Here is a 19727-nt window from a genome sequence, read left to right on the forward strand (position 1 = left end):
ACCACAATGGCAGCAATCTTCCTGTTAGCCTCTTGTAAAGAGAAAAAAAATGATGAGAAATCGAATGATCAAGTTGAATTAAAACGCGAATTCTCTAACAAGAATATGGTACCTCTTATTGAAAATTGTGAATCAGACCCTACTCTATCATGTTTACAAAATACAATAAGTGACATAATACTTGAAGAAGCTAAAAAAAGAAAAGTGTCTTTGATAAATGATACCCTTCAGGTTGAAATTCTAGTTAAATATGATGGTTCAACATCAATATTAAAAAATAAAACGAGTAATCCATTACTTGAGAAAATCAGTTATGACGCCCTTAGTTCGCTTCCCGAAATAGAGCCCGCATACACCGATTTTCAAAATAGTTATGTGAATATGTCCTTTTCTTGGTTTATTATAATTCAAAACGATGTATTGACAAATAGGATAAAAGAATAAAAAACTAATGACAACAATACCTATAAGTAATGCGGGGTTTGGTGTTTAATCTAAAGTAAGCGTATATTTACTATGTCCGCAAAATCTTTTGGATTTTGCTCTGGCAACAAAAATATAAACCAAAACAAAAAGCTTTTGCTACGTGCGAAGACGGAAACGAAAAGGTTTCCTTGCCTCCGCACTACTCATAGCTGAAGCGTTGGCACCAATTAAAAAAACAACAAATCTAACAGATTGACAAGAGTGCCGTAAAAATGTCGCAAACAAACCGATATCAAAACCATTGATTCATATGCAGTTTTGTAAAAACAAAAAACAGAATTAATTATGAACGAAATCGGAAATAAAATTCGAGAAATAAGAAAGAAAAAAGGACTTTCTCAAGAGGAATTAGCAGAATCCGCAAAAATCAATTTAAGAACAATACAGCGAATCGAAAACAACGAAAGTGAGCCTCGAGGAAAAACACTTAATTTAATATGTGAAGTACTCGATATAAATGCCGAAGATATTTTAGATTACGGAAAACAAACTGACAAAAGTTATTTGATCATTTTTCATCTTTCTGTTATATCTTTTTTAGCGATTCCTGTCGGAAATATAATTCTTCCTTTGATTTTGTGGATGAATAAAAAAGATCGAGTAATTGGACTTAAAAAAGTAGGAGCTAACCTATTGAATTTTCAAATCATTTGGTCAATTATAGCGTTTCTATCTATTACCGGATTTGCTTTATTAAAAATATTGAACTTTAAATATTATCCAATTCTATTTTACCTATTCATTGGACTTTACGCTATGAATGTAATATTACCGATAATTTTTGCTATTAAAACTAATAAAGGAAAAACAGAAAATTTATATCCTAACATAATAAAACTGATAAAATAACTGGTGCCAACAATACCTATAAGTAATGCGGGGTTTGGTGTTTAATTCAATGGTTTGCGTATATTTACTATGTCCGCAAAATCTTTTGGATTTTGCTCTGGCGAAAAAATATAAATCAAAACAAAAAGCTTTTGCTACGTGCGAAGACGGAAACAAAAAGGTTTCCTTGCCTCCGCACTACTCATAGCTGAAGCGTTGGCAGTCATAATGAAAAAACTAACAATCATAACAATTTTTTTTGCCTTGCTGGGATGTTCACCAAAAATAAATGAACATTTTGAGCAAAATAGATATATCCAAAATTTCAATATTCATGTAATAAATGACTCATTACAACTGTATTTTAAAACACCAGCAGACATAACTTATATAACGGACAGAAAAAAATTAAAGAAAGTTATTCGTAATGCAAAATTTAATCTAGTAGATAGTGTTTTAGTTTATGGGAAAACTGATGATCCAGCGTATGAATATTTTGTTACTATTTCTAAAAAAAATACCCATAATTACCCAAAAGAACTTGTTGTTTTAGATACATTAATCAATAATCAAACGATACGGTTTATAGGAAATTCATTATCTCATAACTCAAAAGTAGCCTTAGAATTTGATTTGAAAAGTATGTTTAAAAGTATAGAATTAGACTCTTCATATCGAAAACAAATCAATACGGTATATGACGTTGTACAAAAATATTACACTTCCAATAAATTTTATGCTGCACTAAATGAGATTAGCCAGTTTCCAACCTATGACCAACAAGAGGAATGGTCGAAACTGCAAATGGAACTAACTTTTTCCTCATTTCTCGGAAAAAACGAATTCTATGAAGATTACATAAGAAAACTTGAATCGAAACATAAACCGAACGATACAATATCCGAAATAATAAGAGCAAAATCCGTATATAATTCAAATGTCATAGCAACGATTATTAAAGAAGCAAAAAATCATAAAATTTTAATGATAAATGAAAACCATTTCTTTCCTAACCACAGAATATTGGTATCCAATTTGTTGCCAAAACTAAAAGAAATAGGATATAATTATTTAGCATTAGAAGCACTAAACACAAATCAAGACAGTCTATTAAATCTACCAAATACCTATCCCACACTTGAAACAGGTTTTTACACAAGTGAACAAAACTTTGCCAACCTAATTAGAAAAGCGAAAGAACTTGGATTTGAATTTATAGCATATGAAAGCTCAGAGGACCATAAAAATAGGGAAATTGGTCAAGCGGAAAATTTATATAACAAAACCTTTAAAGTTAACCCTAACTCCAAAGTTGTGGTCCTAGCGGGTATTGACCATATACTTGAAAAACCGGAAAGTAGTGGGAAAGAATGGATGGCGACCTTTTTCAAGAATAAATATAATATTGACCCACTTACAATAAGTCAAACTCACTTGAATCCATATAGAAATCAAATTAATTCAGATTATGGAATAATTAAAAGCAACTTTTTCGAAAATGAAAGATTATCGTCTGTAGATTATTTGGTTCTAAATAACAATCCGAACAATCAAATAGAAAACCACACAAAATATCCATATAGAAACAATACAAAAAATGATGTACAAGTAGCGTTGTTTTATGGCAATGAAATCGAATACCAATATGACTATCTTAATAAGGTTCCATATTTTACAACCATATTGAAATCAGGAAAGAAAACTGAACTACCTATAGATGAGAAACAAGAAATATATTTATACACATTTGACAAGAACGGAACAAGCATGGAAAAACAAATAATTACGCCTGCCAACAATGCCTATAATTAATGCGGCCTTGTTTCAAATATGCAAGGTCTATTTATATTTATGATGTCGCTAAATCTTTTGGATTTAGCTTTGGATAAAACAATAAACAAATCAAAACCAAAGGCTTTAGCTTAGCGCTTAGCTGGAAATCCGTTTGATTTCCGCCCCGCACTAATCATAGCCTAGGCGTTGCCACACATTTAAAATGAAAAACCTCAAAGAGCCATTAATATTATTTGGAATTGCATATATTATTTATGGAATCGTAATGAATATTAGAATGTTCACAGAACAAATGTGGCCAACTTTCTTGTTCTTCATTTCGATAGTTATTGGAATAATTCTTTTGCTATTAAACCGACCGACCAAAAAATTAAAACATTACAAAATTTGGCAAATAGTTATCGGCTTGATTCCCGTAACATTTTTCTTCATTTATATGCAAATTGTTAATGCTAATAACGAATTCGACATAAAAACCGAAAACTCCATCGAAAGTAAAACGTCATATTTTAGACAAGGAATTTGGATTAACGAAAAGGATTCTCTTGTTGGAATTGAAATAAAAGGCGGAAATTGGATAATGTTTTATAAAGGACAAGAAATAGACCCAACGGATATTTATGAATTTACTATAACTAACGAATTACCTAAATATACTAATACGAAATTAAAGGCTGGAAAGTTCTTAATATTAACAAACAAATCAGACACTCTGAATTATGAAATACTTGGATACAATAAAGAATTTTTAAATCTAAAGTATTTTCCGAAAGGCAATATTTTGACATACAGAAAAGAAAAATAAAAACGTGTGGCAACACTGTGCATAAGCCATGGCTTGTCCTCGTACACTTGGAAAATCCTGCGGATTTTCCTCTGGCAAGTATCGGTCTGGAATGTTCCGTAACGAACCCATGCCACAGCTCATACACCAAGCGTTACCTACTATATTGAAAAAAGCGTTAGTCATATTAATTATTTTCGTCTGCTCTTGTAAAAGTGCACAAGAGAATATTGCATTTGACCAAAAATTGGACTTGTGTTACAGAGCGAAAGCGGAACAAAGGAATAGATTCATGGCTGTCCCAGCGGACAGTCTTTTCATTTATGGAAATTTTTTGTCGGGAATTGAAAACGGACTTTTGCTCAGTCGGACTTTAAACAAAATTGATAAGAAATCGTATAAAGAACTGTTTTCTAAAATTAAAACTGAAGATGCCAAAAAAACTATCGTCCAGGACTTAAAAATTGGAAGCGAACAGGAGAAAAGGACCATTGATACAATCTATCTGGACTTGGGATGTTTTTCTGCTTTAGTACAACTGGAAAAACTGGTGGACGAAAACGACTTTCGATATAAGATGAATAAAATTGGGGAGAAATTACTTATGGACACCTATAATTACGAATTGATTGACCAACTTATAGATGTGATTCCGGATAAGGAATTTCAAAAAATTGAGTATCGTAGAATGTTGCTTCGACTAATTTATAATCATTTAACAACGGAGAAAATACAGTAGGTAACAATACCTATAATCCATTGCTGCATTTTAACTAAAAATGAAAAACACTAACTTTAAAACGGCCCGATTCCAGACGTACAATTTCCGTTGGAAATTATCCGCAACGGAATCATAGCCGAACCATTATAAAACAAGTTTTTTATACGATAATTTAGGAAGTAACCTGTTCTATCAAGTTACTATCCTTTGTAGCAGGCTCTTTTGGGCTTGCTTTCTTTTTTTTGCTGTTTAGGGTAGTAAGAGTTCGTTTCTTTTTTCCAAGGTTACTTTGAATCAAACAATTCCCTAAATCTTACCATAACTTGCCTGCGCATGGATCCTGTGGAATTTTTGTAGCGTTCCGGAAGATAAGTGTCAAGCAAAAATTCCATAGGGCGCACACTACTTTTGATTTGGAACGCTATCTTTTTCCTTTACCCATTTTTGGTAGGATTTGTAGTGTTGTGGATATTGGTCAAAATATTCTCTCATGTCTGAGATTACTTCTTGCTCACCTTTATTGAATACACGTTCCCGAACATCATCTATTTGTGAAACTTTAAACGTAAGATAACCTATAATGACCAAAGAAACGAACCAAATCCAATAGTGAATCCACAACTGTATCTTTGGAACCAATCTTGCTTTTGAAATCTGACTCCTTATTTCCTCAACAGATTGCTGAAGCTTGGAAATTTTGACTTTCTCGTAGTTTAGATGTTCTCTAAGCAATCTTTCAAATTCGGTGGTATCGGGCATTACTTTGATATTGTCCGTATTTTGGGTCAACCGTTCCAGTCTACCGATGGATTGGTTAAAACCGTCCAACTCGTCGTTTAGAAGTTCCATTACCTCGTCCAATTTTTTATATCCCATAGCTTACTGTTTTTAATAACCTATTCCGGTTTCGATGGCCCTTTTGATCGTTTTTTTGATGATGTTCTTGGCGATGCTTGTGGCCAAATTGGTGCTCATTTCCACAGTTTTCCCTAGTAGCTGGACCGATTTGCCGACCTCTTTTGGTTTTGCAATCCCTTTGTTCTTGGAAAGTTGTGCCATGATCCTTCCTCCGGACATGGAGCGGTCTACCTCACTGGCCTTGAAGTTATGGCCTTCATATTGGAACCTGAATCCCTGTAACCTGTTCGCTTTATTAATGGTCGGGATGACTTGCACTTTTCTTTCTTTCATGATCTGGATATAACTGTCCAATGTTTTTGGCCTTTCGCTTTCCATTACTCTTTGATGGATGTCCTTTATTTCTAGCCGGACCTTTATGGTATCCAGTTCCTTTTCCCGTTGTACTTCCTTGACCGTGGTCAGTCCCATTTCCTTGGCAACATTTTCGGCTGCAAGCTGGCTTCGTTTCCCGATAAAACTATCGTTGTAGGCCTTTCCATCGAAACCGATCCGGTTCACGTATAAATGGACATGGGTATGTGCCTTGTCCCTATGGACAAAGGCGATGGCCTGCCGTTCCTTCAGCTGCATTTGCTTGACGAACCTTTGTGTCAGTTCCCCTAATTGTTCCTTGGAAAGGTTTCTGCCGTCTTCCTGTGTCGGACTGAGTATAAAGCTAAGGGTATTCTTTTGGCAGCGGATATTCTCTTCTTGTATCAACCTGAACTCCTCGGTGATCTCTTGGGGACTGTTGCCAGCCAAATGTTGGCTGAATACGATTTCCGCATCCTTCTCCTGGTTCCAACCGTAATCGATACTTGTACCCGTATGCGCTATGGACGTTCCCTTGCCTATCATTACTTTGTTCTTTTGAAATTATAAAGGTGTGTCCGTATTTCCTCCGCCAATTGCTCAACCTCGCTGGCCAGTCTTGGATTGTGCTTCTTGAACATATTGCCGATCCGGGTAAAGTTGCTCTTGTACTTCACCAGCATTTTATAATGGGCCAATTGTTCCTCGGTCAACCGCTCGATGACGGTATTGCCGAAAGCGGAGCTGCGGCAATATTCGGAGAGGGAAAGTCCTGCCCGTTCCGCCCTTTTCCGGAGCAGTTTTTTCTCGTAGATGGAGCAACGGAATTTGATGTACGTACGTTTCATTTCTTTTTTACTTTGCGACCATCGGGAGCAGAGCGAGTTTGTTTTTGTGGCAACAAAGACACATCTCGCGCTTCCTGACCAAGTCCCTTTCTAGCATTTCCAATCAACCATTCGTTGACGTCCTTAAACCCCTGGTATAGACTTGATCTGTCCAGGCAGTTATTGGAATGTTTTATCAATTTTCGGGTAGTTACCTTACCGGTTGAATCATTGTCCAAATACAGGTCGATTTGGTTATACCTTTCAATAACGTCCATTGCTTTCTTTACAAATGCCGCAGAGTTCAACACCAGAAAATCATATTCCAAATTTGATTCTTCGGTACCCTCCAAAATCGACAACAGGTCGAACATCCCTTCGGTAACGATCAGTTTTCCGTTTCCGTTTTTGATATGGGTGATGTCCTTCGGTGAGCTACAGTTCTTATAATATTTGTTACGAAGTTCCCATCCCCCGGAATCGTTTTTAAAACCGATGGCGAAGTAGTTCTTATTCTTAAAACTATAATGGACCTCACTAATGTATTTCTTCACGGTTGTGGTTGAAATAGATCTGGAACTTAAATAACCTCGCAAAGCATAATGGGTAAGTTCCTTGACTTCTTTTACAAAGATTTTATCCTGTTGTTCCACTTTAAAACCGGACTGCTGTTGAAATAAAAAAGAGTTCTTATCCTCTCCGATTATTCGTAAAGCTTCTTTTACGGTGCATTGTCTCATTTTACAGACCAGGTCTATTACATTACCGCCGGTTCCTTCCCCATGGTCGTACCATCTATTGAGTGTCTTGGACACCTTGAAAGAGGCTTGGGCCTCTGAGCGGAAAGGGCTCAGGAACCAAGCTTCTTTATCGTTCGTTTTGGTCGGAAAGTGCCCTAGTTTTGCCAGCGCTTTTTCGATGGGAAAAGCTCGGGCTCTTTCACACGATAATCCTGTTGTTCTTTTTTCTTTCATAAGCCAAATGCTTTTAGCTGTTTTTTTGATGATATGATGACAACACCCTCTAAGGCCCCTACAGTGTTAGGTTTCCCATGTCATCGTTTTGTCATCACATCATCGTTCTTCGTTTTTTCCAAGTGTTTTCCGTCATCATTATTTTTTTTGATGACAGAATGATGACAGTTTGATGACAGCCTAGGCCCCGTAAACATTGGTCCCGCCCTATTCCGTCATCGTATCATCAAAATTTTTGTCCAAAAAGTCTTTTGCCACCGTAAAGTACCTTCCCTTGGCATCGGTCAGGTTTATATCCCCATCGCTCCAAATAGTCACTTTTTGGTATTTGTTGGAGTTGTCCTGGTTGACAAGTTTCCAATCGTTCTTCAGCAATTTCCGTAACTGTGTCAGGTCGGTCTTGACGCGGGTCTTGTTCAACAGGTGCAGCGCATCGATGGGACAGAGATGTATTTCCTCCAGTTCGAACTTTTCCATGACACTGAACAGGATACTTGCAAGTTCCTTCTCCACCCGGTTCCTATTGTTCTGCACCAACCTTTTTAACGCTGCTGTTCTAATCTGTTTTGGGGTGAACCACATTCTAGTGCTGTGCTCGCTCGATAGCTGCCGCTGTTGCATGAAATGCAGAAAAGCCGGTATCTCCGATTTCAGGTGATACAGGAAATCGGTCTCCTCCTTTTTAAGCACCGGTATTTTCAGTACCCAAAAACGGGTCTCGTTCCCGTCGATCTTGATAAAATTGTCCTCGTTGTTGCTGCACAGGATGAACTTGCCAAAGAACTCCACTTCCCGTTTGTCCTTTCCCTTGGCCTCCAACTTGTTGATATTGGTCGTGCTCAGGTACTTGATGCGTTCGGTCAGTTCCTCTTTGTTGAACAGAACCTCATCTATACAGATGAGCAGCTTGTTCGCCCAGTCCGCATTGAACTGGCTGCTGAAGCTGTCATTGGTCAGATAGGTCATGTTGTTGTCGAAGATGGCCTTCAGCCATTTCAAAAAGGTGCTCTTGCCCGTGGAACGTTCCTTGGAGACCAAGCATAGAATTGGCAGTACCTGGACCGGTTTCGTATATAACAGTTGAAGGTAGTCCAATCCCAGTTCATAGTGCTGGCCGAAAATGTGTTCAAGGAAACTTAATGACGTACTACAATCCCCTTCTTTGGGGATTGCGGGCAATGGGGAATAGGTATTATAAAACCCTTTGTACTCCTGTTTAAAATCGACGTGGCTGGGGATACAGGTGAAGCCATCATACTTGGGAACCTTGCTCAGGTAATCCTTTCCATGGTCCTGGCGGATGGTCTCGATGTTCCAATGGACCAAGATCTCGTTGAAATGGCCTGCGATGGTCGGTGCCTGCACCAGTTTATAGTACGAAGTCCCAACCCGTAAGTAAGGTACTTTTTTCATAGTATAGGGTTTTGAACACCTAGGGGATTCCCAAGGCGTAATGAAATTTGAAAAGTTTGGAAATGCGATCGCCTAACGAACAGGCTTCGCTATCGTTTCGATTTCCTCTATGGGTTCTCGTTCGTTCTGGAGCAGCCAACCCTCAATTTTCTTCCTTTCGAAAAAAATAAGTTTTCCGTTGGGCTTGGAGTGCGGAACGGTCCCCGCAGCGGTAAGTTTGTACAGGTAGCTTCTGGATATCCCTGTATAATCGCAGGTCTCCTCAAAGGTCAGTACCTCTTTCTTCGCCATCAAAAGTTTTTCCAAACGGTCCAGCAGTTCGAGTATTAAAATAGTGTCCATTTTATTTCTTTTTAAGGATGTGAAATGAACAAAAGCGCTTTTGTTTTCTTTCAATATTGCTATTGGATAAATGTATGAAAATAGGCGAACAGCCCTATGGAGCGATGTAAGGAGTTATCCACAAATAATTGATATACAGTATATTGCGTCAATATGGAAGAAATAAAATAATATTTGGAAGGCGCAAATTTTATTTGGTCCCGTATGATACCGAACGGCACCATTTTAAATCTTAGTGATGTTTGTGAATTAGAATGTAATTATGGGTTATCAACAATTGAAATCTATCTACCGCTAAATTCAGGGCCACAAAAAGGTCTTTTTTAATTCGGTTTCTCCAAAAGTTCTCCAAACCCAATCATTCAAGTTTCAATCAAAATTAATATTTTCATTTTGACTTAATTGAACAGGTGACCTAATGAATTCTCTTGGTATTATCAGTATTATATGACGCTGTATTTATTTCAAGTTTTTCACGAAGTATTGTCATATCCTCACATACCTTTTGCTCAATTACTTTGGCATAAATTTGTGTGGTTGTTAGCTTTCTGTGCCCTAACATTTTAGAAATAGTTTCTATTGGTACTCCGTTAGTCATTGTAACCGTTGTTGCAAAAGTATGTCTAGCCATATGAAAGGTGAGGTTTTTTTTAATGCCAGCTGCTATTGCAATTTCCTTCAAATAGGCATTCACTTTTTGATTTGATATTCTAGGGAACAATGTCCCATAAATCTTACACCTTTCGTCTTCTCTGAAATTCTCGATGATTTTAAAAGCTTTGGATAACAAGGGTACTTTCACAGGGTTCCTAGTTTTTTGCCTTTTTGTTACAATCCACCACCTTTTATCCAGACCCATAATTACACTCTGTTCCTTGAGTTGCATCATATCTATATAGCTAATACCTGTAAAACAGCTGAATACAAATAGGTCCTTTACGGTTCTTAATCTCAAAGAGCTCAATGATACCTCCTCTAAAAGTTCCAATTCTTTGCCTGTTAGATGACCGCGGTGTGTGGGAATTAGTTTTTGTTTGAATTTACGAAAGGGGTCTTGTCCGATCCATTCAATATCAAAAGCTAAAGTCACCATTCTCCTCAAACGCTGTATATGTTTCATTACTGCGTTATTCCCAATCTGTTTCTGATAATGCCTTGGTTTATGGCCTCTTAAAAAATTTTCAAAACCCAGGATAAATTTGTAATCAAGAAGAGATAATTCTATGTCATCGAGCTTATATTCCTCTTTTAAATAGAGTAGGATGTATTTTTGACTAATTAAATATAGCCTTGAAGTATTTCTATGTAATTTGTGAAACATTTTATCATTATGGTAGGTAATGATATCAGTAAGGGTAAATTCCTTTGTCTTATCGTCGCCTAAAAATTTAGATTTAATAGTTTGTGTAGTAATGCGCTTATCAGCTGCCCTTAATTCCTGATAGCACTGAAATAACTTTGAATGTACTTCATTAAGGTATAGGTTTATACCCTTAGTATTTGTACCTGAACCTTTCGCTCGCTGCTTTTCAGGACACCAAAGCTTTGTGTCGATTCTTCTTTTGAGGCTAATGTTGAGCTTTTTGCCGTCTATAGTTATTCTGGCATAAAGAGGAGCTTGATTGTTCTTAATTCTTTTGGCGTATAACCAAAATAAAATTGAAAATGTGGAAGTAGTGCGCATAACAAACGTCTTTAAATTAAACTTAATTAAGGACGAAAGTCAAATCACCTACAAATCGTTTATTAACAGACTTAAAATAAACAATTACAAAATACGAAAACATTTGAATAAAATGTTGACGATCTGTGAACTCTAATATATGCTTTTAATTGAAATCAATTAAAAGTAAAAAAAATATAAAATACTGATAATCAATATGTTTTGTACTATATTGAATCAATCTGTATCTTAAAATGTAGCCTCACCAAGAATCGAACTTGGATCTAAAGTTTAGGAAACTCTTATTCTATCCGTTGAACTATGAGGCTGCTTTTCAGAGCTGCAAATTTAGGAATACTTTTCGATAAGTTTTTGACTTATCTCCGGATATTTTACCAAATTCTTGCAGTACTCCCTACTCTTCATTCGCTTTATGTGCATTTCTAATTTACCCGCCAACATTTAAGTAGGCACCTCCAGGGTGAAAAAATATTCCCAGGGAATACCCGATTTACTGTTCCCATTATTAAGTTCTGGGGTGTTGTGAAACGTTAATCTTTGCTCAAGATCATAAGTCTTGCCGGTATAAAAGGCATTAGTTTTGGTTGATTTTATGATGTATACATAGGGCATGTATCCTCTATAATTATTGAAAAAATGAAACGGGGAGGAAACTCTTCCCGATAGCTATCGGGACTATCCGTTGAACTATGAGGCTGCTTTTCAGAGCTGCAAATTTAGGAATACTTTTCGATAAGTTTTTGACTTATCTCCGGATATTTTACCAAATCCGAGCAGTATTGCTCACTATATACTTCCTTAAGGTGCTTTTCCAATTTCCCTGCTAAGAAATAACTTTTTACTTCCATGGTAAAATAATACTCCCAAGGGATGCCAGATTTGCTAGACCCTTCATTAAGCTCTACTGTATTGTGGTACATTAAGCGCTGTTCCAAATCAAATGTTTTACCAATATAAAAACTATCGTCTTTTATCGATTTAATTATGTATACAAAAGGCATAATTTAATCTAATTCGTTCAGACATATGATTTGTTATAAATTCCCTTTTTCTATAGCCCTTGAACTAATCCTTAGAGCCATATGATAATTTTTAAAATTCCGCGAATTTAGCAATCTTTTACATTCTTTTGTAAAAATTATATCCATACCGTTTTGTCAGAGATTGGGCCAGGAACCCGATCGTCTATAGGAACATCAAAATTTCCCAAATAAAAGAATCCCAAACACTTTTCCCCCAATTCCAAATCAAAAAATTCATCCATATATTTTATCAATCCAGGGGAGCTCCAATACGATCCAATTCCCATATCCGTTGCTGTTAGCCACATATTCTGAACTGCCATGGCAACAGCTGCCACCTCCTCCCATTCAGGAATACTTTCATTGGGATCTCGCTGCATGCAGACCGCAATTATGGCTCCCGCTTTTTTTGGATTTTCCTTAAGCTTATTATATTTAAAAGCAGAAAATTTTGCGTCCGTCTGCTTGTATTTGTCCGCTAGAAAAGCACCCAATTTTCCTTGAGATTCTCCATGTAACACTTTAAACCGCCATGGCTCTGTTTTTTTATGGGTAGGGGCCCAATTGGCCGCCTCCAACAACTGATTGATCTGTTCTTTGGTAATGGGTTCGTTATTGTATTGAACAGGCATTACGGAACGTCTATTTCTTATGATCTCGTTTAGGTCCATCTACTTCTTTTCCTTAAAGTTAACTTTTACAATCTGTAGGCAAAGCTATAAAGAAAGGAGGGATCAAGAGGGTCCTCAAAATCAAAAAATAAGTTAAATATCAATTTTGAACTACCAAAGCTTATGCTAAAATTATAACTTGCATAGAGCCCTTTTCAACAGCACCCTTAATTAAGATCCTAAATGAAAAATTCCCATAATAGAAATATTTCCACCCAAGGTTCAACCGAATTTACGGGCATAAGATTATCGGAACCTGCTTCCTATGCTGCCGGTATAAAGGCTGTTAAAGTGACCCTTGAACATACATTCAAGGAAATGGGGATTTATAGGGCATTGAGCACATTGTCCCATATGAACCAAAAAGAAGGGTTTGATTGTCCCGGTTGTGCCTGGCCAGATCCAGAAAAGCCTTCCAAATTAGGGGAATATTGTGAGAACGGGGCCAAAGCTTTATCCGAGGAAGCCACAACAAAAAGGGTGGACAAATCTTTCTTCGAAGCTCATTCTGTGGAAGAGCTCTCCCTATGGTCCGATTACCATATTGGCAAAAGTGGGCGCCTTACCGAACCCATGGTTCTTAAACCTGGCAGCGTGCATTATGAACCGATTTCTTGGGGTGAATCCTTTGAACTTATAGCAAAATATTTACAGGATTTGGATTCTCCTGATGAAGCTATTTTTTATACTTCGGGAAGATCCAGTAACGAGGCCGCTTTTTTATATGGCCTTTTTTCACGCGCTTACGGCACCAACAATATGCCAGATTGTTCCAATATGTGCCATGAATCCAGTGGAGTGGCCCTTGGGGAAACCTTGGGAATAGGAAAAGGTTCTGTTAAACTAGAAGATTTTTATGAAGCCGAGGTGGTGATGGTCATAGGGCAAAATCCGGGGACAAACCACCCACGCATGCTCTCTGCACTAGAGAAATGTAAGGTAAACGGCGGGAAGGTGATAACCATAAATCCCCTCGAAGAAGCTGGTTTGAAACGCTTTAAAAATCCACAAGAAATAAAAGGTGTTTTGGGCTCTGGAGAAACCATTACAGATATCCATTTGCAGGTGAAGATCAATCAGGATGTCCCTTTGTTGAAATTGATCATTAAAAAATTGGCTGCGCTGGATAAGGGAAGTGAAAACGTTTTTGATCACGAATTTATAAATACCTATACCGAGGGATATGAAGCCCTATTGCAAGATTTGAATAACTATTCAGGATCAGATCTTTTAGAACAATCCGGGGTTTTGGAAAGCGCCATTGATGAGGCTGTAGCTCTTTTGGCCGAAAAGAAGAAAATTATCATCTGTTGGGCCATGGGTCTTACCCAACACAAAAATGGCGTGGAGAACATCAAGGAATGCGTTAATCTCTTACTCTTAAAAGGGAGTTTGGGAAAACCTGGTGCAGGCACCTGTCCGGTTAGGGGACATAGTAATGTACAGGGTGACCGCTCTGTTGGTATTATGCATTTTGTATCAGAAGAGCTCAACCAGGCCATCGAAAGAACATTTGGTTTCAAAGCCCCGACCAAGGAAGGATTTGATACGGTTCGCGCCGTAAAAGCCATGCACGATGGCAAGGCAAAGGTCTTTATTGGTCTTGGAGGAAATTTCGCTTCGGCAGTATCCGATACCGAGTATACAGCAGAAGCGTTGCAAAACTGTGATCTTACAGTAAATATTAGTACCAAACTAAACCGCACCCATTTGGTTACTGGGAAAACAGCTTTATTGCTACCAACCTTGGGTAGGTCCGATATGGATTTAAAAGACGGCAACCCCAGGTTCTTTACCGTTGAGAACAGCATGGGAAAGGTACACCGCTCCAAAGGCGTACTGCCCCCGGCATCTGATAACCTGAAGAGCGAACCTGAGATCGTGGGTGGTATAGCCAATGCCTATTTTAATGGCAACCACCCTGTAGATTGGAAAAATCTAAGTGCGGATTACGAGTTGCTTCGTGAAAAAATGGGTGCGGTCCTGACAGGGTTTAAAAATGTGAACGATAAATCTAAAGGAGGTGGGTTTTATTTGCCCAATAATGTCAGGGAATTAGACTTTAGCAAACTCCCAAACCAGAAAGCACAATTCAGCATTTGTGGCCTTCCTGAGCATAAACTATCCCCAGGTGAATTTATATTGATGACCATTAGATCCCATGACCAATTCAATACCACTATCTATGGCCTTAATGATAGATATAGGGGTGTTCATAACGAAAGACGGGTGGTTTTTATGAATCCAAGGGACATGGAAAAATTAAAATTAAATAAACTGGATGTGGTAAACCTCATCAGTACCTATGATCAAAAGGAACGCAAAGCCCTCAAATTTCTTGTAATACCCTACGACATTCCAGAAGGCAACCTTGCCTCCTACTACCCTGAGACCAATGTTTTGGTGCCATATAACCATTATGCTGATAAGAGTTATACCCCCATTAGCAAATCGGTTGTAGTCACTATAGAAAAGACCTGATTACTTCTACTTTTGGTCAGCACTGTCTCTTATGTGGTTGAGGGTACTTGTCTCGATTTATACCAAACATTGAGGACTAAACCACCCACAATCAGAAAAATTCCCAATAGGCTCCACAGTCCATATATTTCATCGAACCAAAAGAATCCTATTACCCCCGTAAATAAGACCTCCATGTATTTGAAGGGAGCAACAAGATTGGTCTTGGCTCCTTGAAAGGCTTTTGTCATGTACAACTGTCCAAAAAATCCGAAGACCCCTAAGGAAAGTAAAAAGAGCCATTCAAATCCTTGGGGCGTTACCCAATATGGAATGGCTAAGACACCTCCCACTAAAGTGGCAATCAACATAAAATAATTTACGACGACCACAGGATGATCACCTTGTCCAATCTTACTGATGATGATAAAAACCAGACCACTGGCAATTGCTGCTCCCATAGCCAAAGAGAGTCCAACAAAACTGACCTGCCCGTCAAAACCCTTAAGGACGATAACCCCTATGAAAGACATCAAAAAGAATATCCATTGCCAGCCCTTGATACGCTCCTTCAATAGAACAACAGCGAAAATGGCAGCAAAAATCGGTGCAATATAGCGTATGGAAACTGAGGTGCCCACAGGCAAATATTTTATGGACATAAAAAAAAGAGTCATGGACGTTACCCCGGCCAACCCACGCAACACCAATAGTTTCCTTTGATTTCCCCAAAAAGGAATTCGCTGTTGCCAGAGGAAACCCATCGTAAAAAAAAGAGAGCCCAAGGACCTAAAAAAAACCAATTCATAGGCATTGAAATGGACCAAATATTTTACAAATACATTCATAAGTGTAAAACCCAAGGTGCTCAGGAGCATAAAAAATATGGCCCTACCCACATCAGTCTTTCCCCATACCACAATTGTTTCCCTCCTACTTGCCAAATATCAATGCTTTGAAAAGGCAAAGTTCGAACAATGGATGCAATTAATGGTGTTATTGGTCAAATTTCTAGACCCTTTTCCCATTGCCCTAATAAATGACAACCAATTTTTAGGGATATCATTCCAGTATGATACTTTCTTCTCCAAATTTAGAAACAACTACCTTAAAATTGGTGGGAAACTGTAACCCCCTAAAAGAGGTTTTAAAAATTGATCCTTTATCTGAATTAAATTTTAAGTAAATTACGCTAGCTTATCATTGTTTAAAGTCAAATATCGATTTATGAAAAAAATTTTACACCTAAGCACACTTATATTCTTGTGTTGCGGCTTCCTAGTAAATGCCCAAAAGAAACGTAGTACTTCGGAGAAAACAAATACAGAAGAGATTTCTTTGGAAGGAATGAAATTACGGAATGTAGGTCCGGCATTCCTGTCCGGAAGGATAGCGGATATTGCCGTTCATCCCAACGATCAAAATGTCTGGTACGTGGCCGTTGGCTCCGGAGGCGTTTGGAAAACTGAAAATTCCGGAACCACCTGGACCCCTTTATTCGATAAAGAAGCTTCATATTCAACGGGTTGTATTACGATAGACCCAAATAACCCTTCTACCATATGGGTGGGCACAGGGGAAAATGTCGGCGGTCGTCATGTAGGCTACGGTGACGGTGTTTACAGAAGTAATGATGGAGGGAACAGTTGGGAAAACATGGGCCTTAAGGCTTCCCAGCATATTTCAGAAATTATCGTGCATCCTTCCGATCCTAATATTGTTTGGGTAGCGGCACAGGGCCCCCTTTGGAACAAAGGAGGAGAACGAGGTCTTTACAAAACTACAGACGGGGGTAAAACCTGGAATCATGTACTCAAAGGAAACGAATGGACAGGGGTAACGGATATACAGTTGGACCCTAGAAATCCAGATAGAATTTACGCGGCAACATGGCAAAGACATAGGACCGTTGCTGCCTTAATGGGCGGTGGACCAGATTCTGGACTTCACCGGTCCGAAGATGGGGGAGAGACCTGGGAAAAACTGAGCAGTGGTCTTCCCAAATCTAATATGGGTAAAATAGGGATTGCCATTTCGCCCCAACAGCCCGATGTTCTGTATGCGGCCATAGAATTGGACAGAACCAAAGGTGCCGTTTACAAATCTGAAGACCGTGGAGCTTCGTGGAATAAAATGTCGAATACCGTTTCTGGGGGAACTGGTCCACACTACTATCAGGAATTATATGCGAGTCCACATGAATTTGACCGTCTGTATTTGATGAACGTTCGTATCCTGACCTCTGGCGATGGAGGAAAGACCTTTGTTCAGCTACAGGAAGAAGACAAACATTCAGATAACCACTCCCTGGCCTTCAGGGCCGATGACCCTGACTATCTATTGGTAGGAACTGATGCTGGTATCTACGAAAGTTTCGACAATGCCAAAACATGGCGGTATATCAAAAATTTACCCTTGACCCAATTCTACAAGGTAGCGGTCAATGACCAAAAGCCATTTTACCATATTTTTGGCGGGACCCAAGACAACGGGTCTGCCGGAGGACCTTCCAGAACAGATGAGGAGGAAGGAATCCACAACGGACATTGGTACAAGACCTTGGGAGCAGACGGACACCAGTCTGCCACCGACCCAGAATTCAATAACATCATCTATGCAGAGACGCAACAAGGTGGCTTGCACCGAATTGACCTAAACTCCGGCGAAGAAGTCTTTATTCAACCACAGGCGAGAGCTGGAGAGGGTTTTGAACGCTTTAATTGGGATGCACCTATATTGGTAAGTCCGCATAAGGCATCAAGACTATATTTTGCCTCACACAGAGTATGGAAATCAGAGAATAGAGGGAATAGCTGGACACCCATCTCTGGTGACCTTACCCGAAACGAGGAACGGATCACCCTACCTATCATGGGCAAACAGCAGAGTTGGGACAATCCATGGGATGTTGGTGCCATGTCTAACTACAACACTATCACTTCCTTGGCAGAATCCCCTTTAAAAGAAGGGTTGATCTATGCGGGTACGGACGATGGTTTTATACAAGTGAGTTCTGACGGGGGACAAAATTGGAAGCGTATTCCCGTGACCAATCTCGGTATTCCCAGTCGATCTTTTGTCAATGATATCAAAGCAGATCTATTCGATGAAAATACAGTATATGTTGCTTTGGACAATCATAAGGAAGGAGATTTCTCCACGTATTTGTTCAAAAGCACCAATAAGGGTGAAACTTGGCAGTCCATCAAAGGAAATATTCCTGACAACACCTTGGTATGGCGATTGGTACAAGATCATGTCAACAAAAATTTGCTGTTTGCGGCCACGGAAAATGGAATTTACACCTCTATGAACGCTGGTAATACATGGCAAAAACTTCCTGGATCGCCCACAATCCCATTTAGGGATGTCACCATACAAAGAACCCATAACGATTTGGTTGGTGCTTCTTTTGGAAGGGGATTTTTTGTCTTGGACGATTATAGCGCTCTTAGGGAAATAACACCTGAAAGCATTAAGAAAGAAGGGACCTTGTTCCCTACAAGGGATGCCCTTTGGTACGTCCCAAAAAGTGTGATTGGAAATACTGGGGCCGACTTCTATTTCGCTAAAAACCCCGATTTTGGTGCTGTTTTCACCTATCACCTTGCCAATGAAATTACAGATCTTGAAAAAGCCCGAAAGGACACAGAGAAAGACCTGGAAAAGAAAAATCTGAATATCCCTTTTGCCGGTTGGGATAGTTTGGAAGAAGAACGCAGACAGGAAGATGCAAAAATATGGCTCACCATTAAAGATCAGGCAGGAAATGTGGTGCGGAATGTAGAGGGAACCTCCAAAAAAGGGATCAATAGGGTTGCTTGGGATTTAAGACACCCAAGTACTAGACCCATTAGACCTGGACAAACGGAAGACGCTGGAGGGAGATGGAACACCGGCCCATTGGCGATGCCCGGAACCTATACCGCAACGCTTTCCAAGCAAGTAGATGGTGTTGTAACCTTATTGGACGGGCCCAAAAGTTTTGAAGTGGTGCCCTTAAGGGAAAGCACGCTTAAAGGAATCTCTTATGATGAGTACCAGGCGTATACCAAGACTTATAATGAGGTTCAGACCAAGAGCTCTATGGTTTCAGATATTCTTAACCAAAGCATGGATAAGATAAAGGCTATGCAACTGGCATTGACCAAGGCCAATGTTGCACCGGGGGCACTGACCAAAAAATTGCACGATGTAAAGCAACAACTTTATGAATTTGAAGAAAAATTGGAAGGAAACAAATCCAAGGATGAAATAGGGGAACGGAATCCACCGAGCATCAATTCCTATTTGGGCACGGCCAGAAGAGGGTTGTCCACAACGTACGGCCCTACCCCAATGCACCAAGAAAATTTGGAAACTGCATCTGTTATGGCCTCCCAATTGATGGAGGAGATTAAACCTATTGCCAATGGCACCATTCCACAACTGGAAAAGGAGCTCCAAAATCTTGGCGCCCCGTATATCTTGGGCCAGGGTATAGATTAAATAAAAATCAAACTTGTTTTA

General features: G+C 38.9%; 18 protein-coding genes and 1 tRNA gene. 7 read left to right on the top strand and 12 right to left on the bottom strand.

Features of this window, described 5'->3' with window-relative positions; genetic code table 11:
- Positions 1-6 precede the first annotated feature (6 nt).
- From SB49_RS10900 to SB49_RS10920, 5 genes are all read left to right on the top strand, one after another.
- Complete coding sequence (locus SB49_RS10900) at positions 7-444, top strand: hypothetical protein (RefSeq protein ID WP_145758386.1); 438 nt, start codon at positions 7-9, stop codon at positions 442-444.
- A 327-nt stretch (positions 445-771) separates the two neighbouring features.
- Positions 772-1335 carry a helix-turn-helix domain-containing protein gene (locus tag SB49_RS10905; protein ID WP_062056502.1) on the top strand — a complete coding sequence of 188 codons (564 nt, stop codon included), beginning with the start codon at positions 772-774 and terminating at the stop codon, positions 1333-1335.
- A gap of 138 nt (positions 1336-1473) precedes the next feature.
- Positions 1474-3126 (top strand): hypothetical protein, encoded by a 1653-nt coding sequence (locus SB49_RS10910; protein WP_062056503.1) that lies wholly within the window; start codon positions 1474-1476, stop codon positions 3124-3126.
- A gap of 184 nt (positions 3127-3310) precedes the next feature.
- The gene (locus SB49_RS10915) at positions 3311-3913 is read left to right on the top strand and encodes a hypothetical protein (protein ID WP_062056505.1); all 603 of its coding nucleotides are present in this window, start codon (positions 3311-3313) and stop codon (positions 3911-3913) included.
- Positions 3914-4184: 271 nt separating this feature from the next.
- Positions 4185-4631, top strand: a complete 447-nt coding sequence (locus tag SB49_RS10920; RefSeq protein WP_145758388.1) for a hypothetical protein — start codon at positions 4185-4187, stop codon at positions 4629-4631.
- Between the two features lie 384 nt (positions 4632-5015).
- On the opposite strand, the gene SB49_RS10925 is transcribed toward SB49_RS10920, so the two are convergent.
- From SB49_RS10925 to SB49_RS10970, 11 genes are all read right to left on the bottom strand, one after another.
- Positions 5016-5489 carry a DUF6730 family protein gene (locus SB49_RS10925; protein WP_062056509.1) on the bottom strand — a complete coding sequence of 158 codons (474 nt, stop codon included), beginning with the start codon at positions 5487-5489 and terminating at the stop codon, positions 5016-5018.
- 12 nt (positions 5490-5501) lie between these two features.
- On the bottom strand, positions 5502-6371 hold the full coding sequence (locus SB49_RS10930; protein ID WP_062056511.1) for a relaxase/mobilization nuclease domain-containing protein: 870 nt from the start codon (positions 6369-6371) through the stop codon (positions 5502-5504).
- Complete coding sequence (gene mbpA, locus SB49_RS10935; protein ID WP_062056513.1) at positions 6371-6673, bottom strand: mobilization protein MbpA; 303 nt, start codon at positions 6671-6673, stop codon at positions 6371-6373. The genes SB49_RS10930 and mbpA overlap by 1 nt, the downstream gene beginning before the upstream one ends.
- Positions 6670-7626 carry a toprim domain-containing protein gene (locus tag SB49_RS10940; protein WP_082591107.1) on the bottom strand — a complete coding sequence of 319 codons (957 nt, stop codon included), beginning with the start codon at positions 7624-7626 and terminating at the stop codon, positions 6670-6672. The genes mbpA and SB49_RS10940 overlap by 4 nt, the downstream gene beginning before the upstream one ends.
- Positions 7627-7833: 207 nt before the next feature.
- Positions 7834-9039: a primase-helicase family protein gene (locus SB49_RS10945; RefSeq protein ID WP_062056515.1), complete on the bottom strand. Its 1206-nt coding sequence runs from the start codon at positions 9037-9039 to the stop codon at positions 7834-7836.
- A gap of 72 nt (positions 9040-9111) precedes the next feature.
- The gene (locus tag SB49_RS10950; RefSeq protein WP_062056517.1) at positions 9112-9381 is read right to left on the bottom strand and encodes a helix-turn-helix transcriptional regulator; all 270 of its coding nucleotides are present in this window, start codon (positions 9379-9381) and stop codon (positions 9112-9114) included.
- Positions 9382-9796: 415 nt separating this feature from the next.
- Positions 9797-11065, bottom strand: a complete 1269-nt coding sequence (locus tag SB49_RS10955) for a site-specific integrase (RefSeq protein ID WP_062056519.1) — start codon at positions 11063-11065, stop codon at positions 9797-9799.
- Positions 11066-11301: 236 nt separating this feature from the next.
- A tRNA-Arg gene (locus tag SB49_RS10960) sits at positions 11302-11373 on the bottom strand.
- Positions 11374-11506: 133 nt separating this feature from the next.
- The gene (locus SB49_RS16280) at positions 11507-11677 is read right to left on the bottom strand and encodes a GIY-YIG nuclease family protein (protein WP_082591108.1); all 171 of its coding nucleotides are present in this window, start codon (positions 11675-11677) and stop codon (positions 11507-11509) included.
- Between the two features lie 104 nt (positions 11678-11781).
- The gene (locus SB49_RS10965) at positions 11782-12066 is read right to left on the bottom strand and encodes a GIY-YIG nuclease family protein (protein WP_062056521.1); all 285 of its coding nucleotides are present in this window, start codon (positions 12064-12066) and stop codon (positions 11782-11784) included.
- Between the two features lie 137 nt (positions 12067-12203).
- Positions 12204-12758 (bottom strand): nitroreductase family protein, encoded by a 555-nt coding sequence (locus SB49_RS10970; protein WP_062056523.1) that lies wholly within the window; start codon positions 12756-12758, stop codon positions 12204-12206.
- Between the two features lie 183 nt (positions 12759-12941).
- Between SB49_RS10970 and SB49_RS10975 the strand changes: the two genes are divergently transcribed.
- Positions 12942-15239, top strand: a complete 2298-nt coding sequence (locus tag SB49_RS10975; protein ID WP_062056525.1) for an FdhF/YdeP family oxidoreductase — start codon at positions 12942-12944, stop codon at positions 15237-15239.
- Positions 15240-15268: 29 nt separating this feature from the next.
- On the opposite strand, the gene SB49_RS10980 is transcribed toward SB49_RS10975, so the two are convergent.
- Positions 15269-16162 carry a DMT family transporter gene (locus SB49_RS10980; RefSeq protein WP_256363831.1) on the bottom strand — a complete coding sequence of 298 codons (894 nt, stop codon included), beginning with the start codon at positions 16160-16162 and terminating at the stop codon, positions 15269-15271.
- A gap of 283 nt (positions 16163-16445) precedes the next feature.
- Between SB49_RS10980 and SB49_RS10985 the strand changes: the two genes are divergently transcribed.
- Positions 16446-19706, top strand: a complete 3261-nt coding sequence (locus SB49_RS10985; protein ID WP_062056527.1) for a VPS10 domain-containing protein — start codon at positions 16446-16448, stop codon at positions 19704-19706.
- The last annotated feature ends 21 nt before the right edge of the window (positions 19707-19727 follow it).

The organism is Sediminicola sp. YIK13 (assembly GCF_001430825.1).
Classification (GTDB): Bacteria; Bacteroidota; Bacteroidia; order Flavobacteriales; family Flavobacteriaceae; genus Sediminicola.

Coding starts and splice junctions, on each gene's coding strand:
- SB49_RS10900 (WP_145758386.1), top strand. CDS start 7: ATGGCAGCAATCTTCCTGTTAGCCTCTTGTAAAGAGAAAAAAAATGAT.
- SB49_RS10905 (WP_062056502.1), top strand. CDS start 772: ATGAACGAAATCGGAAATAAAATTCGAGAAATAAGAAAGAAAAAAGGA.
- SB49_RS10915 (WP_062056505.1), top strand. CDS start 3,311: ATGAAAAACCTCAAAGAGCCATTAATATTATTTGGAATTGCATATATT.
- SB49_RS10920 (WP_145758388.1), top strand. CDS start 4,185: ATGGCTGTCCCAGCGGACAGTCTTTTCATTTATGGAAATTTTTTGTCG.
- SB49_RS10925 (WP_062056509.1), bottom strand. CDS start 5,489: ATGGGATATAAAAAATTGGACGAGGTAATGGAACTTCTAAACGACGAG.
- SB49_RS10930 (WP_062056511.1), bottom strand. CDS start 6,371: ATGATAGGCAAGGGAACGTCCATAGCGCATACGGGTACAAGTATCGAT.
- mbpA (WP_062056513.1), bottom strand. CDS start 6,673: ATGAAACGTACGTACATCAAATTCCGTTGCTCCATCTACGAGAAAAAA.
- SB49_RS10940 (WP_082591107.1), bottom strand. CDS start 7,626: ATGAAAGAAAAAAGAACAACAGGATTATCGTGTGAAAGAGCCCGAGCT.
- SB49_RS10945 (WP_062056515.1), bottom strand. CDS start 9,039: ATGAAAAAAGTACCTTACTTACGGGTTGGGACTTCGTACTATAAACTG.
- SB49_RS10950 (WP_062056517.1), bottom strand. CDS start 9,381: ATGGACACTATTTTAATACTCGAACTGCTGGACCGTTTGGAAAAACTT.
- SB49_RS10955 (WP_062056519.1), bottom strand. CDS start 11,065: ATGCGCACTACTTCCACATTTTCAATTTTATTTTGGTTATACGCCAAA.
- SB49_RS16280 (WP_082591108.1), bottom strand. CDS start 11,677: ATGCCCTATGTATACATCATAAAATCAACCAAAACTAATGCCTTTTAT.
- SB49_RS10965 (WP_062056521.1), bottom strand. CDS start 12,066: ATGCCTTTTGTATACATAATTAAATCGATAAAAGACGATAGTTTTTAT.
- SB49_RS10970 (WP_062056523.1), bottom strand. CDS start 12,758: ATGGACCTAAACGAGATCATAAGAAATAGACGTTCCGTAATGCCTGTT.
- SB49_RS10975 (WP_062056525.1), top strand. CDS start 12,942: ATGAAAAATTCCCATAATAGAAATATTTCCACCCAAGGTTCAACCGAA.
- SB49_RS10985 (WP_062056527.1), top strand. CDS start 16,446: ATGAAAAAAATTTTACACCTAAGCACACTTATATTCTTGTGTTGCGGC.